The following is a 15,789-nucleotide window of genomic DNA, read 5'->3' on the forward strand; positions in this document are numbered from 1 at the left end:
AACACATCGTGCAGAGTCCGCTTTTCAGCTACACGGAACAGCAGTCCCAGGACCGGTACACCGTCCAGAACCCGCAGCTCCTGCGGGTCTCGCTGACCGGTCACGACGACGTCCTCGCCCGCAAGGGCGCCATGGTCGCCTACCAGGGACTGATGGAGTTCGACGGCGAGTACGAGTCGCACGGGCAGCGCCGCGCCCGCGCGAGCACCGGCGAGGGCCTGGAACTGATGCGCTGCTCCGGGCAGGGCACCATCTACTTCGCCAATCTCGCGCAGTACATCCACGTCGTGGACGTCGACCGCGACGGCATCACGGTGGACAGCGCCTACGTCCTGGCCCTCGATTCCTCGCTGCACACCGAGGTCATCGCCGTGGACAGCCAGTACGGCATCTCCGGCACCGGCAAGTACCAGCTCAACATCTCCGGCACCGGGAAGGTCGCCCTGATGACCTCGGGTCAGCCGCTGATGATGCAGGTCACGCCGGACAAGTACGTCAACGCCGACGCGGACGCGATCGTCGCCTGGTCCAGCTCGCTGCGCGTGCAGATGCAGGCCCAGACGCACTCCTCGGGCGTCTGGCGGCGGCGTGGCAACACCGGCGAGGGCTGGGAGCTCAGCTTCCTCGGCCAGGGCTTCGCCCTGGTTCAGCCGAGCGAGGTGCTGCCGCCGCAGAACCACGAGATCGGCCAGGGTCTCCGGGCCCAGTACGGCATGGGCCAGCACGGCGCCCATGGGCAGAACCAGAACAACGCCTGGAACTGAGCCGCGGCGCACGCACCGGCACCACAGCGGTAAGGGGCGGTCTCCAGGGAGACCGCCCCTTACCGGTGCCGCACGGTGTGCCTACCGGCGCTGCCCGAGCGCGGCGCGGGCCCGCGTCATCAGACGCACGACCGAGGTGTCGGCCACCGACGCGACCTCGTCGTACGCGAACCAGCGCAGGTCCAGCGACTCGTCACTGATCTGCTCCGTCGCACCCGACGGCGCCAGCGCCGCGTACTGGACGTCCAGGTGCCAGTGACAGGGCGCGGGGATCGGGTGGCGGTCCAGCGTCACTGGTCCGCCTGCGAGCAGGGTCAGGCCGCTGATGCCGGACTCCTCGGTGGCCTCCCGCAGGGCCGCGGCGGCCAGCGTCGTGTCCTGCGGTTCGCAGTGGCCGCCCATCTGCAGCCACATCTGCAGCTTGCGGTGCAGGGTGAGCAGAACCCGGCCCCGATCCGGATCGATGACCAGTGCGCTGGCCGTCAGGTGTCCGGACTCGCAGGCCTTCCACATGCCGTCGGAATGCTGAGCCAGATGATCCAGATAGACCTGGCGCAGTTCCTCCTGGGCCGGGTCCTCCGGGTTCTCGTACCCCTTCAGTACGAGAACGGCGTCGTCGTACAGGCTCACTGGTCGGTGTCGCCCTTGCCGTTGCCGTCGTCGCTCTTTCGGCCGTCCGTTCCTCCGGTGCCCGGCTCGCTCGTGCCGTCCGCTGCGGCCTCGGGCTTCTGCGGGCCCTTCGCGGCCTCGCCGAGCATCTTGTCCAGCTCGGAGAAGTCCAGCTGCTCGTGGTGCACGAAGCCGTCGGGATCGTCCAGGTCCTCGGCGGTCGGCAGCATGTCGGGGTGCGCCCACAGAGCGTCGCGGCCGTCGAGACCGCGGGCGTCGGTGAGCGACGCCCACAGGCGCGAGGCGTCACGCAGCCGCCGCGGGCGCAGCTGGAGGCCGATGAGCGTGGCGAACGTCTGCTCGGCCGGCCCGCCGGAGGCGCGACGCCTGCGCATGGTCTCGCGCAGCGCGTCGGCCGAGGTCAGCCGGGACTTCGCGGCCTCGTGCACCACGGCATCCACCCAGCCCTCGACCAACGCGAGAGCCGTCTCCAGCCTGGCCAGGGCGGCCTTCTGCTCCGGGGTGTCCTCCGGCTGGAACATGCCCTGCTGAAGTGCGTCCTGCAGCTGCTCGGGCTGCGACGGGTCGAACTGGCCGACCACGTCCTCCAGCTTGCTGGTGTCGACCTTGATGCCGCGCGCGTACCCCTCGACGGCGCCGAACAGATGCGAGCGCAGCCACGGAACATGGGCGAAGAGCCGCTGGTGGGCGGCCTCGCGCAGGGCGAGATAGAGCCGCACCTCCTCCTGCGGCACGCTGAGGTCCTTGCCGAACCTCTCGACGTTCAACGGAAGGAGCGCGGCCTTGCCCGCCGGGCCGAGCGGCAGCCCGATATCGGTCGAACCGACCACCTCGCCTGCCAGCACACCGACGGCCTGGCCGATCTGCTGGCCGAACATCGCGCCGCCCATCGACCGCATCATGCCGATGAGCGGGCCCGCCATCGCCTGCATCTCCTCAGGCAGCACGTCACCCATGGCCAGACCGACGCGCTCGGCCACCGGGTCGACCAGCTTCTGCCAGGCGGGGAGGGACGCCTCGACCCACTCCGCACGGCTCCACGCCACGGTCGAGACCGAACCGGAGGGCAGCGACGTCACCCCGTCCAGCCAGAGGTCGGCCAGCCGCAGCGCCTCGTCGACCGCGGACCGCTCGGACGGGCCGACGCTCATGTCCTTGGTGCCGTCCGGCGTGCCCTGCGAGACCGTCTGGCGGGCGATCTGCTTGGCCATGTCCCAGTTCACGGGACCGCCCTCGTAGCTCAGCATCTGGCCGAGCTGCTGGAAGGCCGCCCCGAGGTCGCTGGGGTTCATCGTGCCGAACATCGCCGCGAACGGGTTGTCGCCGCCCGCGCCGGGCCCGAAGCCGAACGGGTTCGCCGGCCCGCCCGAACCCTGCCCACCTCCGGTGGGGTCCTTCTTCTTGCCCTCGTCGCCGTTCTCCGGCTCCTCCGGCGGAAGGCCGAATCCGAATGGGGTGTCACTCACGGGTTTCCTCGGCTCGTAGGGCCGCCGGCTCGAACCGACGGCGACTGCCCGACATCACCATCCAGCGTAGACACCAAAAGTCCGCTTGGGGCCTCAGTGCTCCGCCGGCTCCCGGCCTGCGGCAGGATGGACGCCACCTGGTACGTACGCGTCATTCGGGTACGTACTGAAGACAACCGCTGGAGACGCCCGGTGAGTTCCCCAGATCCTCAGGTTCGCGCAGCGCGAAACCTGTCCGACCCCTCGACCGAGTACAAGCCCGCAAAAAACCGCTCCAGGAGCCGCGGCCCCGTCGTCGCGGTCACCGGAGCCGCGGGGGGCGTCGGTGAGCTGCTCACCGCACGCCTCGCGGCATCCGAGGAGATCAAGCAGGTCATCGCCATCGATGAACGCCGCGGAGAGGTCTCCGAGGCGACCTGGCACATCCTCGACGTCCGGGACCCCGCCATCGCGGAGAAGCTGCGCGGCGCGGATGTCGTCGTGCACCTGGCACTCGATCTCGACCTGGAGACCGACCCCGCCGCCCGCACCGCCTACAACGTGCGCGGCACCCAGACCGTGCTGACGGCGGCCGCGGCCGTGGGGGTCCACCGGGTCGTCCTGTGCACCTCGGCCATGGTCTACGGGGCGCTGCCCGACAACGACATCCCGCTCGCCGAGGACGCCGAGCTGCGTGCCACGGCCGAGGCCACCGGCGTCGGCGACCTCCTGGAGATCGAGCGGCTCGGCCGCCGCGCGCCCCGCGCACACCCCGGACTCAACGTGACCGTGGTCCGGCCGACCGTCCTGGTCGGGGGTACGGACACCGCGCTGACCCGCTACTTCGAGTCGCCGCGCCTCCTGGTCGTCGCCGGATCGCGCCCCACCTGGCAGTTCTGCCATGTCGAGGACCTGGTCACGGCCCTGGAGTACGCCGCGCTGGAGAAGATCGACGGCGAGTTCGCGGTCGGCTGCGACGGCTGGCTGGAACAGGAGGAGGTCGAGGAGCTCAGCGGCGTCCGCCGGATGGAACTGCCCTCCGCCGTGGCCCTCGGTGCCGCCGCCCGGCTGCACCGGATCGGCCTCACCCCGTCCCCGGCGGGCGATCTCGCGTACACGATGCACCCCTGGGTGGTCAGCGTGAGCCGGCTGCACGATGCGGGCTGGCGCCCGGGCTGGACCAACGAGGAGGTGCTCGCGGCACTCCTCGAAGAGGTGGAAGGCCGGCACACCGTCGCCGGACGCCGCCTCGGCCGCAAGGACGCGACCGCGGCAGGTGCCGCCGGCGCGACCGTGGCACTGCTCGGCACCGCCGCCCTGGTCCGGCGGGCCCGCAAGGCGCGCCGCCGTATTTAGGGGCGCGGCCAGGGGCTCGGCGGACCCGCGGACGTCCGCACACACCGCGGGACGTCTGTAGGAGGCTCCAAGGTCAGGGGCGGTCCGCCGGTGGAAAACGCTATTCCACGATGTCGGTGCCGTACGGCACCATGGGCCCATGGCTCCCACCCACGACCACCCCGGCGAGCGGGCGGCAATCGACCCCATCCGGCTGCTGGCGATTCGAGAGACGCCGCTGTCGGTCGACGAGATCTTCCGGGCCGTCGGTGACGACGCCGCGGGTGGCACGGCGCTCTTCGTCGGCACGGTGCGCAACCACGACGGCGGTCAGGACGTCGGTGCGCTCGGGTACTCCTGCCACCCCTCGGCGCAGGACGAATTGCGTCGGGTGGCCGAGAAGGTCGCCGCGGACTTCCCGGTCCGGGCACTGGCCGCCGTCCACCGTGTGGGTGACCTCCACGTGGGCGACCTCGCCGTCGTCGTCGCCGTCTCCTGCCCGCACCGTGCGGAGGCGTTCGAGGCGTGCCGCAAGCTCATCGACGACCTCAAGCACGAGGTTCCGATCTGGAAGCACCAGCGGTTCTCGGACGGCACCGAAGAGTGGGTCGGCGCCTGCTGAGTGCAAGCCGATCGGGTGGTTGTCCGCCCTGATTTGCGTAACCGCACCCCTGCCGTGAGCGTTGGTCCTGCAGATGGTTAATCTGCTGATCGTTCGGTTGCGGTCGCTCGCGGGGCAGGGAGGTCGTCATGGCAGCACTCGCCTGGTTGCTGATTCCGCTTTTCGCTGCGTTCGGCGCTGCGATATGGGGGAGCTGGGCCACCCGCAATCGTACGACCGGTGATGTTACGGAACTCGCCGGGTATGCCCGGTTCCGTGAGGCGATGGAGAAGTCGCATTCCGGTTCCGATGTGCTCTGACCTTCAGTGAACGTACGCAGTTGCCAATCCGCATCACGGAGCCGACCGCGGACGCCCTCCGGTACGGCGCCATCCACCATTCCCCGCCCCGTACGGAATGGCCCCGACAGTGCACTGACAGCCCCTTCCCGTACTGTCGTTCCATGCCACGCCGCACCGCGACGATGCTCGCCTCCACCCTCATCTTCATTGCGCTGTTCTGTGCAGGCGTGGTTATCAGAGTGCCGTATTCGGAGATGTCTCCCGGCCCGACCGTGAACACCCTCGGCAAGGTCGACGGCGAGCCGGTCCTGCAGATTTCCGGGCACAAGACGTACCCGACGTCCGGCAACCTCAACATGACGACGGTCAGGGTCACCGGCGCCGACTACCGCATGAACCTCGTCGAGGCCGTGTACGGCTGGCTGGCCCACGACAGCGTGGTCGTACCGCACGACACCCTGTACCCCGGCGGGAAGACCGAGCAGCAGTCGACGCAGGAGAACGCCGAGGAGTTCAGTCAGTCCCAGGAGAGCGCCAAGGTCGCCGCCCTGACCGAGCTGCGCATCCCGGTGTCGTCCCGCGTCGTGGTCTCCACGGTCATCAAGGACAGCCCCGCCCAGGGCAAGCTGCACGCCGGCGATGTGATCAAGCAGGTCGACGGCACGGCGGTGAAGCAGCCCGAGGACGTCGCGAAGCTCGTCACCCGCCACAAGCCCGGCGAGGACGTGACATTCACGATCATCCCGGCGAAGACGGCGCAGGAGGCCGAAAAGGCCGGCAAGGAGCCCGAGGGCACCCGGAAGATCGTCATCACCACCGCCAAGGCCCCCAAGGAGAACCGCGCCATCGTCGGAATCCAGGCCGGGACGGACCACACGTTCCCGTTCCGGATCGACATCAAGCTCGCCGATGTCGGCGGCCCGAGCGCCGGCCTCATGTTCTCCCTCGGCATCATCGACAAGCTGACGCCCACCGACCTCACCGGCGGGAAGTTCGTCGCGGGCACCGGCACGATCGACGACAAGGGCAAGGTCGGCCCGATCGGCGGCATCAACATGAAGCTGGTCGGCGCGCGTGACGCGGGCGCCCGGTACTTCCTGACACCGGACGAGAACTGCAAAGCCGCCGCCGCCGACACCCCGAGCGGACTCACGCTGGTGAAGGTGAAGACGATCGACGACGCGAAGAAGTCGCTGGAGACGATCCGGGCAGGGGAGACGGCCGGCCTGCCGAGCTGCTCTGCGGGCTGACCGCGCCCGTCGAGGTCCTGTCCGGCCGGTCAAGGCCGGACAGGACCTCGACGGGCGCGGCGGGGTCAGGCCTCGAAGGTCGCGGCCAGTGCGTCGGCCAGTCCGGGCACCAGTCCGGCCCCGGTCCGCACCTCGCTCGGGGAGTCCTTCTCACGAAGCCGTACGGCCGCCTCGCGCGTACCGTCCCTGAGAACGGCCACCGTCATCCGCACCTCCTGGCGCTCCGGATGCTTGGCGACCCACTTGGTCAGCTGGGCATCGCTGAGCCCCTCCGGTACGGATGCCTCGGCGGACGGCGGCAGCATCAGCCGCTCCACCGTCATCGCGCAGCCGATCACCGCGTCGGGCCAGGCGATCGTGGCGAGGAACTCGTCCAGGGCGGTCCCCGGCGGAAGCTCCTCCTGCTCGATGGGGGTGAGTGAAGCGGTCGGGGAATCGGAGCTGTCGAGACCGAGCTGGGCGGCGAGGCCGGGCTCCTGGGCCCGCAGCCGGGCGGTGTCGACGAGAGCGAAGAGCCGGACCGGCTGGTCCCAGCCGAGACCGGAGATGTACTCGTCGATTTCGAGCACGGCGACGGTGAGGGGGCTCGCGGCCATCGGGGGGCCTGATGAGGGGGCAACGTTGGGCATGGCCAACATCCTGCCTCCTTCCGCCCCGGGAGCGGGAACTAGGTAAAGCCTCAGTAAGTTGGATAGGTGGGCTCTACGATCGCTGGGCCCGCTTCACACGACCCGCGAACTTCGAGGTGCGCACGTTGGCTTTCCAGATGCCGGACCGCGGCGGAGGCCCGACCGGGCCACGGATCAGAGTCGGCCGCCCGTCCCGGCGCGCCCGTACCCTGCTCATGACACTTGGCGTCCTGGCGGTTCTCGCCATGGCGTTCGTCATGTTCGCCGGGTTCTGGACGGACTGGCTCTGGTACCGGTCGGTCGATTATTCATCCGTCTTCACCACCACCCTGTGGACCAAGATCGGGCTGTTCCTCGTCTTCGGACTGCTGATGGCGATCGCCGTCGGTCTGAACATCTGGCTCGCGCACCGGCTCCGGCCGCCGCTGAGCGCGATGTCCTTGGAGCAGCAGAGCCTGGACCGCTACCGGATGAGCCTCGCACCGTACAAGAAGTGGGTGCTGCTCGCGATCACCGCGCTCGTCGGGCTGATCGCCGGAGCGTCCGCCTCCGGCCAGTGGCGTACCTGGCTGATGTATGTGAACGGCGTGGCGTTCCACCAGAAGGATCCCCAGTTCCATCTGGACGTCTCCTTCTACGCCTTCGACCTGCCCTGGTACCGCTTCCTGCTGGGCTTCGGCTTCGCGGCCACGGTGCTCTCGCTGGTCGCCGCCGCGCTGACCCACTATCTGTACGGCGGGCTCCGGATCACCAGCCCCGGCGCGCGGGCGACCGGCGCGGCCACCGGCCATCTGTCGGTGCTGCTCGGTGTCTTCGTCTCGCTGAAGGCCGTGGCGTACTGGCTCGACCGGTACGGCCTGGCCGTGAAGTCCAGTGACTTCAAGGCCACGGACAACTGGACGGGGCTGCGGTACGTCGACGCCAACGCCTACCTTCCGGCGAAGACCATCCTGTTCTGCATCGCCGCGATCTGCGCCGTGCTCTTCTTCGCGACGCTCTGGCGCCGCACCTGGCAGCTCCCGATGATCGGCCTCGGTCTGATGGTGCTCTCGGCGATCCTGATCGGCGGGCTGTACCCGGCGATCGTGCAGAAGTTCCAGGTCCAGCCGAACGAGCAGGCCAAGGAAGCCCCGTTCATCCGGAAGAACATCGAAGCGACGCGTGACGCGTACGACATCGACAATGCTCAGGTCCGCGACTACTCGGGCAAGAGCACGACGGACGACGACGCCAAGCTGCGCGCGAGCGCGGATACCGCCGCCAGTTACCGGGTGATGGACCCCAACGTCGTCTCCCCGGCCTTCCAGCAGCTCCAGCAGAAGAGGAACTACTACCAGTTCCCCAAGACGCTGGACGTGGACCGCTACAAGGACGCCGCCGGTAAGGACCAGGACACGGTCATCGGTCTGCGCGAGCTCAACCTCGACGGCATCCCCAAGCGCAACTGGATCAACGACCACTTCACCTACACCCACGGCTACGGCGCCATCGCGGCCAAGGGCACGACGACCGGCAAGAACCCGAACGGTTCACCGGACTTCACCGAGTCCGGTCTGCCGACCTCGGGTGAGCTCGGCAAGTACGAGCAGCAGATCTACTACGGTGAGAAGACCGAGCAGTACTCCATCGTCGGCGGGCCCCAGAAGGAGCTCGACTACGAGGAGGACGGCGAGAAGACCACCAGCTACCAGGGCAACAGCGGGGTCAGTCTCTCCAACGCGTTCAACCGTGCCGCGTACGCGGTGGCGTTCAGCGAGCCGCAGATCCTCTACTCGGGGGCCATCGGCGACGGTTCGCGGATCCTCTACAACCGCACGCCCAAGGAGCGCGTCGAGGCGGTCGCCCCGTGGCTGACCATCGACGGCGACGCCTACCCGGCCGTGGTGAACGGCCGCATCCAGTGGGTCGTCGACGCGTACACCACCACCAACGGCTACCCGTACGCCTCGCGTACGACGCTCGGTGACACCACGGCCGACTCGCTGACCACCAACCAGCGTGCGGTCGTCGCCCAGCAGAACCAGGTCAACTACATCCGCAACTCGGTGAAGGCCACCGTCGACGCGTACGACGGCAAGGTCAAGCTCTACGAGTGGGACACCGAGGACCCGGTCCTCAAGACCTGGCGCAAGGCGTTCCCGGGGACCGTCCAGCCCAAGGCGGACATCCCGCAGGAGCTCAGGGAACATCTGCGGTACCCGCAGGACCTGTTCAAGGTGCAGCGCGAGCTGCTCACCCGTTACCACGTCACCAACCCCGCCCAGTTCTACAGCGGCAGTGACGCGTGGCAGGTCCCGGACGACCCGACCAACAAGGAGTCCGGTGCCGTCCCGCCGTACTACCTGAGCATAAAGATGCCGGACCAACCGGCCCAGAAGTTCTCACTGACGACGACGTTCACCCCGAAGGGACGGCCCGACCTCGGGGCGTTCATGGCGGTGGACGCAGACGCGGCCAGTAAGGACTACGGCACGATAAGGCTGTTGAGAGTCACCACCACGGTGAAGGGCCCCGGCCAGGTACAGAGCGAGCTCAACGGCAACGGCGACGTCGCCGAGTTCGTGAGAAACCTCAAGGGAACCGACTCCGACATCGAGTACGGCAATCTGCTGACCGTGCCGCTCGAAGGGGGATTCCTCTACATCGAGCCGGTGTACACGCGCGGTGGCACGCAGAACTACCCGCTGCTGCGCAAGGTCGCCGCCTCGTACGGGTCGAAGACCGTCTTCGAGAACAGCCTCGGGGAAGCGCTCAACGCGGTCTTCGGGGTGACGGGCCCCGGCACCACCCAGCCGCCGGAGACCCCCCGGCCACCGGGCGAGACCACGCAACCGCCGGCCACCGGTGACGCGGCGCTGAAGAAGGCGATCGCGGACGCGCAGAAGGCCTATGCGGAAGGCGAGGCGGCCCTGAAGGAGCAGGACTGGAGCGCCTACGGCAAGGCCCAGGCGGATCTGCAGGACGCTCTGCAGCGTGCGGCGGCCGCCCAGCCCAAGTCGGGCAGTGCGAACGGCGCCGATGGAGCGAACAGTGCGAGCAATGCGGATAGTTCGAACCATTCGGACAAAACATCCAAAGCCGGTAGTGGTGGCTGAGTAACTCGGCAAAGGCTCACCCTCGCGTCGTGGTACGGTTTGAACACAACGGCGCGGGGTGGAGCAGCTCGGTAGCTCGCTGGGCTCATAACCCAGAGGTCGCAGGTTCAAATCCTGTCCCCGCTACTGAAAGACGAAGGCCCGGATCCTTTCGAGGATCCGGGCCTTCGTCGTGTCGTGGCGACATTCTTGTGCGGTGTGCGTGGAGGGCGGTTCGTAAGGCGCGAGTTGGGCCCGGACATGTTTGACTTATCTCTCTGTGGGCATGTCGACAAAACGCTGAAGTGACCTCACTGGCCGCGATATACCAGGTGTACGCGGGTTGTAGGTGGTGCGACGATGGTATTTATGGGGGACAGGGCAACTCTGTTGGAGACAGGGCGGTTTGTGCAGCGCCGCGCTCATCGGCTGGATAGCGTGATGAATGCGGCTTTTGGTGTAGCCGCCGCGGAGAACGACGAGACCGCTGAGAACACCGGGGCCTCCGGAAAAACTGAGACCTCTGGGATCATTGGGACGACCGAGACCGCCGAGACTGCGGGGTGCGCCGCGACCGTCGAAAGCGCAGAGAACACAGAGAGCACGGCGAGCGCCCGGGCCATCGGGAGCGCCGGGGCCATGGAGGCTGCGGAAAGCTCCGGGGTCCAGGAAGTCCCGGAGACGCGGGAGAGTCCGGAGAGCGCCGAGAGCGAGGCACGCCACCGCCGCGCCGCCGACGCCGGGGACACCACCTCGATGAGCGTCCTCGGGGCCCTGCTGCTGCGCCGCGGTGATCTGGACGGCGCCGAGCCCTATCTGCGTGCGGCCACCGCCGACGGCGACCGGGCCGCGGCCAACAATCTCGGCGTCCTCCTCCACCAGCGCGGATACGTCGACGACGCGGCCGGCTGGTGGCGTATCGCGGCCGTCGCGGGCTCCGCAGCCGCCGCACACGCCCTCGGCCGCCACTACCGGGAGCGCGGCGACGAGCCCGGTGCCGAGTACTGGCTGCGGCAGTCCGCCGAGCAGGGGCACGCGCTGGGGGCGTACGCCCTCGCCGACCTGCTGGAACACCGCAGCGACGTCGGCGCCGAGCGCTGGCTGCGCGCTGCCGCCGAGCAGGGGCACCGGGAGGCCGCGTACCGCCTCGCACGGATGCTGGACCGCAACGCCGCCGACGACTTGCACGACGCCTTCGGCCGCCCGGGGCTGGCCCCCGGTCCCGGTCCCGGTCCCGGTCCCGGTCCCGGCTCGGGGGCAGGCATGCGCGCCGCCGATCGTCCGGGTACCACCGGCCGCTCCACGGCGCGCAGGGACGACGGCCCCGTGGCAGGTCCGGCGACCGGGCGCGTGGGCGAGGCCGAGCAGTGGTACCGGCAGGCCGCCGCGCGCGGCCACCGGCGTGCCGCCCTGCACCTCGGTGCCCTCCTTGAGCAGCGCGGCGAGCCCAAGGAGGCCGGCCGCTGGTACCTCATCTCCGCGAAGGCGGGCGAGGCGCGGGCCGCCTGCGCGCTCGGCTTCCTGCTCCGTGACGCGGGCGACGAGGAGAGCGCCGCCGTGTGGTGGCTGCGCGCCGCCCAGGACGGCGACGGGAACGCCGCCAATGCCCTGGGGGCCCTGCACGCGGCCCGTGGCGAGCAGCAGACCGCCGAGCGCTGGTACCGCGCCGCCATGGACGCGGGCGACGTCAACGGCGCCTACAACCTGGGGCTGCTCTGCGCGGCGCAGGACCGTACGCCGCAGGCCGAGCAGTGGTACCGCCGTGCCGCCTACGCGGGCCACCGCGAGGCCGCCAACGCGCTGGCCGTGCTCCTGCTCCAGGCGGGCGACGCGACCGGCGCCGAACCCTGGTTCTCCAAGGCCGCCGAGGCCGGCAGCGTGGACGCGGCCTTCAACCTCGGCATCCTGCACGCCGGGCGCGACGAGGACCGTGCGGCGCTGGTCTGGTACGAACGCGCCGCGGCGGCCGGCCACACCGAGGCCGCTCTCCAGGTGGGCATGGCCCTGCTGCACCACGGCGAGGAGCAGGAGGCCGAGCGCCATCTGCGCTGCGCGGCCGGCGGCGGCAGCGCCGAGGCGGCCTTCCGGCTGGCCGGGGTCCTGGACTCGCGGCAGCCGCCGCCCGGCCCTCCCGCGCTCGGCGAGCCGATGCCCGAGAAGACCGAGTGCGAGGAGTGGTACGAGCGGGCCGCCGAGCAGGGGCACCGCCGAGCCCAGGTGCGGGTCGGGATGCTCGCGGCGGCCCGTGGTGACGTGGACAGCGCGGCCCGCTGGTACCGCGAAGCCGCCGAGTCGGGCAGCCGCAACGGCGCTTTCAACCTCGGGCTGCTGCTCGCCCGAGAGGGCAGCGAGCGCGAGGCCGCGCTGTGGTGGAGCCGTGCCGCCCGCGACGGGCATGGCCGGGCCGCCCTGCGCCTCGCCCTGCTGGCCGCCCGCCGTGGCGAGCTCACCGAGGGGCAGCGCTGGTGTGCGCGGGCGGTCGAGCTGGGCCCGGCAGAGGTCGCCGAGCGCGCCGCCCGGCTGCGCGAAGCGCTGCACCAGGAGCTCACCGCGTAAGGCCGAGCGGTTGAGGCTGCGCGAGGCCGAGCGGCAAGGCCGGGTGACGCGGGCCGGTGCGGCCGGTGGGGGAGCGGGCCGGGTGGGGTGAACAGCGGGACTCGGCGCGGGGCGCTGTGGAAGTGACGGTTCCGGTACCTCCCCACCCCGCCGGACCGCCCCACCCCACCCCGCCGGACCGCCCCACCACACCCCGCCGGACCGCCTCACCACCCCCCGCCGGAACTGATTTGCGCTGGTCCGGAGCGGTGACGTACTGTGGAGATCACAACGACGCGGGGTGGAGCAGCTCGGTAGCTCGCTGGGCTCATAACCCAGAGGTCGCAGGTTCAAATCCTGTCCCCGCTACTGAACGCAGAAGGCCGGATCCTCTAGAGGATCCGGCCTTCTGCGTATGCCCGTGCACGCGAGTCAGAGCGAGTGGCCCACCGCCTCCGCGTACATCGCCCGGTCCACGGCCTTCGCCTCCGGCACCGGGGCACCCTTCGAGACGCCGGCGTCCGCGTACGCCTGCTGCAGCCGGTCCGTCGTGCCCTTCCGTATCTCCCAGTCCATCCGCATCGACGGGGTCGACCGCAGTGTGGCCTCGTCGGTCTTCATCAGCTTCGCCAGTTCGGCGACGAACGCGGGGTCGGCCTTGTAGTCGCCGGCGAAGTAGGTGTTCACCGTCCGGACGTAGGCGCGGAGAAAGGCGACGCCGGCGTCCGGGTCCTTGTTCAGCAGCGTCGGTCCGAAGAGCAGGCCGCCGAGCGGTTCGCCGAGCGGCTGGCCGCCCAGGAACGCGTACTTCTTGTCGCCGTCCACCTTGCGCCAGACCGGGTCGAGCAGCCAGGCGGAGTCCACGCCACCGTTCTCCAGTGCGGTCAGGACGTCCGCGGAGCCGAGCTGCTGGAAGCCGATCTTGTCGAGGCCACCGCCGTGCTTCTTCAGGGAGGTGTCCATCGGGTAGGCGATGACCGAGCCCTTGCCGATCATCGTGCCCATCTTCCGGCCCGCCATATCGACGTGGTCGGCGCTCTCGCCATCTTTGAGGCGCACCCACAGGCCGCTCTTGGAGGAGGGGTCGGGCGAGAAGTTCCCGGCCACCCACCTGATGTCGAAACCGCCGTTGATGCCGTTCATCACGGCCGCCTCGGGAGCCGCCCACTGGGCGTCCACATCGCCCTTGGCGAGCAGCGGCAAGGCGTCCGGGGTGGGCAGCACCTTCAGCTCGACGTCCAGCCCTTCCTTCGCGAACTCGCCCTTCGCCACTGCGACCTGGAGCGGAGCGACGTACTCCGCGCTCAGGGTTCCGGTGGCGACGGTGATCTTCCGCTTCTTCGCCAGGGGCCGGGCCGCCGGGGCCCCGTTGTCGCAGCGGGCCGGTTTCCGGTCGGGGGCGAGGTCGGCCGGATCGCTCCAGCTGCGGGCACCGCAGCCCGCGACGGGTGTGACGGTGCGCGGCGCGGCGGTGGCGCGGTCGTCGGCGGAGTCCTTTCCGGCGCAGCCTGCCGCGCCGAGCAAGGACGCCGCGATGAGTACGACGGTGCAGGTCCAGGGGGTACGTGTACGCACAGTGCCTCCGTACGAAGAACGTGGGGTGAACGGTTCAGGACTGGCCGCGGCCGCGGTCGCGCGGAGCCCACGGGGTGAGCAGCCGCCCGGCGATCCGCACCACCTCGGAGAAGACGACACCGAGGACCGCCACGCACACGATGCCGACGAACATCACGTCGTTCTGGAACAGCGCCCGGGAGTCGAAGATCAGATGGCCCAGCCCGTCGGCCGCCGCGATCTGTTCGGAGGCGACGATGACCAGTACGGCCACCCCCGCCGCGATCCGCGCCCCGACCAGGACTGCCGGCAGTGACGCGGGCAGGAGTACATGCCGGAACATCTGCCAGGGCGAGGCGCCGAAGACCTGACCGGCGTCACGGTGGCCGACCGGGACGGCCAGCACGGCCGCCATAGTGGAGATCCAGACGAAGAAGAAGACGGTCGTGGCGACCAGAGCGAACTGCGGTCCCTCGCCGAGGCCGAACATATTGAGGAAGACCGGCAGCAGGGCCAGCTTCGGGACGACGTACAGGGCGTCGAGCAACGGCTCCAGCGCCGCCCGTACGAGGGAGAGCGAGCCCATCAGCAGCCCGAGCGCGTAACCCGCGACGGTGCCGATCGCGTAGCCGCCGAGGACCCGCTTGAGCGTGGCCCACACATCCGGCCACAGTTCACCGGCGCCCGCCCGGTCCCAGCCGTCCGCCAGGATGGTCGAGGGGGCGGGGTAGACCCGTTCGTCGATCCAGGACTGTGTCGCGGCCAGCTGCCAGAGCAGCACGAGCAGCAGCGGTACGGCGACGGCGAGCGCGATCTCCAGGGCGCGGCGCCTGCGGTGGGTGCGCACCGGATGCAGTTCCTGCGGGCCCGGCCTGCGGATCAGCACGCCGTCGTCGGGTTTCGTGGCGTGCACGGTGGTGCTCATGCCGAAACCGCCTCCCTCCGTACCTCGCCGCGCAGCAGTTCCCACAACTCGCTCTTCAGCGCGGTGAATTCGGGCGCCGACCGGACCTCGCCGGTGCGGGGCCGGCCGAACGGCGGGCGGCGCTCGGCGATGATCCGCCCCGGTCTGGCGGACATCACCAGTACCCGGTCCCCGAGCACGATCGCCTCTTCGAGGCTGTGGGTGATGAAGAGGGTGGTGGTACGGGTGGTCTGGGTGAGGTCGAGCAGCTCGTCCTGGAGGATGGTGCGCAGCTGGGCGTCGAGCGCCGCGAACGGCTCGTCCATCAGCAGCATCTCGGGTTCGACGGCGAGGGCGCGGGCGATCGCGACCCGTTGCCGCATTCCGCCGGAGAGGGCGGCCGGATATGCCCCCGCGAAGTCGGAGAGCCCCATCCGGGCCAGCCAGTCGCGCGCCCTGGCGTCGGCCTCCTTGCGCGGTACGCGTTGGATGTCGAGGCCGAACCGGACGTTGGCCAGTACGGTCTTCCAGTCGTAGATCCCGTAGTCCTGGAAGATCATCGCCGCCGGGCGGGGCGATGCCGTACGGATGGACAGCTCGCCGGAGCTGGGGCGGAGCAGTCCGGCGGCGATCCTGAGCAGCGTGGACTTGCCGCAGCCGGAAGGGCCGACGAGGCAGGTGAACTCGCCCGGAGCGACGGAGAGATCGACGGGGCCGAGGGCGGGCAGGGCCTTGGCGCCGCGCCCGAAGGAGCGGGTGAGCGCGT

The 15,789-nt window shown here is 69.9% G+C and carries 13 protein-coding genes and 2 tRNA genes; 9 read left to right on the plus strand and 6 right to left on the minus strand.

What is annotated here, in order from left to right:
- Positions 1-8 precede the first annotated feature (8 nt).
- A complete protein-coding gene (locus OG936_RS23525; RefSeq protein WP_266748411.1) occupies positions 9-764 on the plus strand; it encodes an AIM24 family protein in 756 nt (251 codons plus the stop codon).
- 81 nt (positions 765-845) lie between these two features.
- Here OG936_RS23525 and OG936_RS23530 read toward each other — a convergent pair whose 3' ends face one another.
- Both OG936_RS23530 and OG936_RS23535 read right to left on the minus strand, forming a co-directional pair.
- Positions 846-1,394 (minus strand): NUDIX hydrolase, encoded by a 549-nt coding sequence (locus OG936_RS23530; protein ID WP_383755630.1) that lies wholly within the window; start codon positions 1,392-1,394, stop codon positions 846-848.
- Positions 1,391-2,860: a zinc-dependent metalloprotease gene (locus OG936_RS23535; RefSeq protein ID WP_406497235.1), complete on the minus strand. Its 1,470-nt coding sequence runs from the start codon at positions 2,858-2,860 to the stop codon at positions 1,391-1,393. Before OG936_RS23535 ends, OG936_RS23530 begins: the two co-directional genes overlap by 4 nt.
- Positions 2,861-3,052: 192 nt before the next feature.
- On the opposite strand from OG936_RS23535, the gene OG936_RS23540 reads away from it, so the two are divergent.
- From OG936_RS23540 to OG936_RS23555, 4 genes are all read left to right on the plus strand, one after another.
- A complete protein-coding gene (locus OG936_RS23540; RefSeq protein ID WP_266748414.1) occupies positions 3,053-4,195 on the plus strand; it encodes an SDR family oxidoreductase in 1,143 nt (380 codons plus the stop codon).
- Between the two features lie 139 nt (positions 4,196-4,334).
- Positions 4,335-4,796 (plus strand): molybdenum cofactor biosynthesis protein MoaE, encoded by a 462-nt coding sequence (locus OG936_RS23545; protein WP_383755637.1) that lies wholly within the window; start codon positions 4,335-4,337, stop codon positions 4,794-4,796.
- Positions 4,797-4,924: 128 nt separating this feature from the next.
- The gene (locus tag OG936_RS23550; RefSeq protein ID WP_383755639.1) at positions 4,925-5,095 is read left to right on the plus strand and encodes a hypothetical protein; all 171 of its coding nucleotides are present in this window, start codon (positions 4,925-4,927) and stop codon (positions 5,093-5,095) included.
- Between the two features lie 143 nt (positions 5,096-5,238).
- Positions 5,239-6,327, plus strand: coding sequence for a PDZ domain-containing protein (locus OG936_RS23555; RefSeq protein WP_406497238.1), 1,089 nt, complete (start codon positions 5,239-5,241; stop codon positions 6,325-6,327).
- Between the two features lie 65 nt (positions 6,328-6,392).
- Here the strand turns inward: OG936_RS23555 and OG936_RS23560 are convergent, their stop codons facing one another.
- Entirely contained in the window at positions 6,393-6,965 is a 573-nt protein-coding gene (locus tag OG936_RS23560) for a PPA1309 family protein (RefSeq protein ID WP_406497240.1), read from the minus strand.
- 128 nt (positions 6,966-7,093) lie between these two features.
- Between OG936_RS23560 and OG936_RS23565 the strand changes: the two genes are divergently transcribed.
- The 4 genes from OG936_RS23565 (at position 7,094) to OG936_RS23580 (ending at position 12,934) form a co-directional block, all read left to right on the plus strand.
- A complete protein-coding gene (locus tag OG936_RS23565) occupies positions 7,094-10,051 on the plus strand; it encodes a UPF0182 family protein (protein ID WP_406500573.1) in 2,958 nt (985 codons plus the stop codon).
- 52 nt (positions 10,052-10,103) lie between these two features.
- Positions 10,104-10,177: transfer RNA gene (locus tag OG936_RS23570), tRNA-Met, on the plus strand.
- Between the two features lie 213 nt (positions 10,178-10,390).
- Positions 10,391-12,586: a tetratricopeptide repeat protein gene (locus tag OG936_RS23575; RefSeq protein WP_406497242.1), complete on the plus strand. Its 2,196-nt coding sequence runs from the start codon at positions 10,391-10,393 to the stop codon at positions 12,584-12,586.
- A gap of 274 nt (positions 12,587-12,860) precedes the next feature.
- Positions 12,861-12,934: transfer RNA gene (locus OG936_RS23580), tRNA-Met, on the plus strand.
- Positions 12,935-12,997: 63 nt separating this feature from the next.
- Here the strand turns inward: OG936_RS23580 and OG936_RS23585 are convergent.
- Genes OG936_RS23585 through OG936_RS23595 form a run of 3 tightly spaced genes read right to left on the minus strand, consistent with a single transcriptional unit; the run spans position 12,998 to position 15,751 of the window.
- Complete coding sequence (locus OG936_RS23585) at positions 12,998-14,140, minus strand: ABC transporter substrate-binding protein (protein WP_406497243.1); 1,143 nt, start codon at positions 14,138-14,140, stop codon at positions 12,998-13,000.
- A gap of 34 nt (positions 14,141-14,174) precedes the next feature.
- Complete coding sequence (locus OG936_RS23590; RefSeq protein ID WP_406497245.1) at positions 14,175-15,044, minus strand: ABC transporter permease; 870 nt, start codon at positions 15,042-15,044, stop codon at positions 14,175-14,177.
- Positions 15,041-15,751, minus strand: a complete 711-nt coding sequence (locus OG936_RS23595; RefSeq protein WP_406500574.1) for an ABC transporter ATP-binding protein — start codon at positions 15,749-15,751, stop codon at positions 15,041-15,043. Before OG936_RS23595 ends, OG936_RS23590 begins: the two co-directional genes overlap by 4 nt.
- Between the last annotated feature and the right edge of the window lie 38 nt (positions 15,752-15,789).

It is taken from the genome of Streptomyces sp. NBC_00846 (assembly GCF_045207325.1).
Taxonomy (GTDB): Bacteria; Actinomycetota; Actinomycetes; order Streptomycetales; family Streptomycetaceae; genus Streptomyces.

Bases quoted from the DNA above. Each gene is read 5' to 3' on its own strand.
- OG936_RS23550 (WP_383755639.1), top strand. From the start codon at position 4,925: ATGGCAGCACTCGCCTGGTTGCTGATTCCGCTTTTCGCTGCGTTCGGC.
- OG936_RS23565 (WP_406500573.1), top strand. From the start codon at position 7,094: ATGCCGGACCGCGGCGGAGGCCCGACCGGGCCACGGATCAGAGTCGGC.
- OG936_RS23545 (WP_383755637.1), top strand. From the start codon at position 4,335: ATGGCTCCCACCCACGACCACCCCGGCGAGCGGGCGGCAATCGACCCC.
- OG936_RS23590 (WP_406497245.1), bottom strand. From the start codon at position 15,044: ATGAGCACCACCGTGCACGCCACGAAACCCGACGACGGCGTGCTGATC.
- OG936_RS23575 (WP_406497242.1), top strand. From the start codon at position 10,391: ATGGTATTTATGGGGGACAGGGCAACTCTGTTGGAGACAGGGCGGTTT.
- OG936_RS23560 (WP_406497240.1), bottom strand. From the start codon at position 6,965: ATGTTGGCCATGCCCAACGTTGCCCCCTCATCAGGCCCCCCGATGGCC.
- OG936_RS23555 (WP_406497238.1), top strand. From the start codon at position 5,239: ATGCCACGCCGCACCGCGACGATGCTCGCCTCCACCCTCATCTTCATT.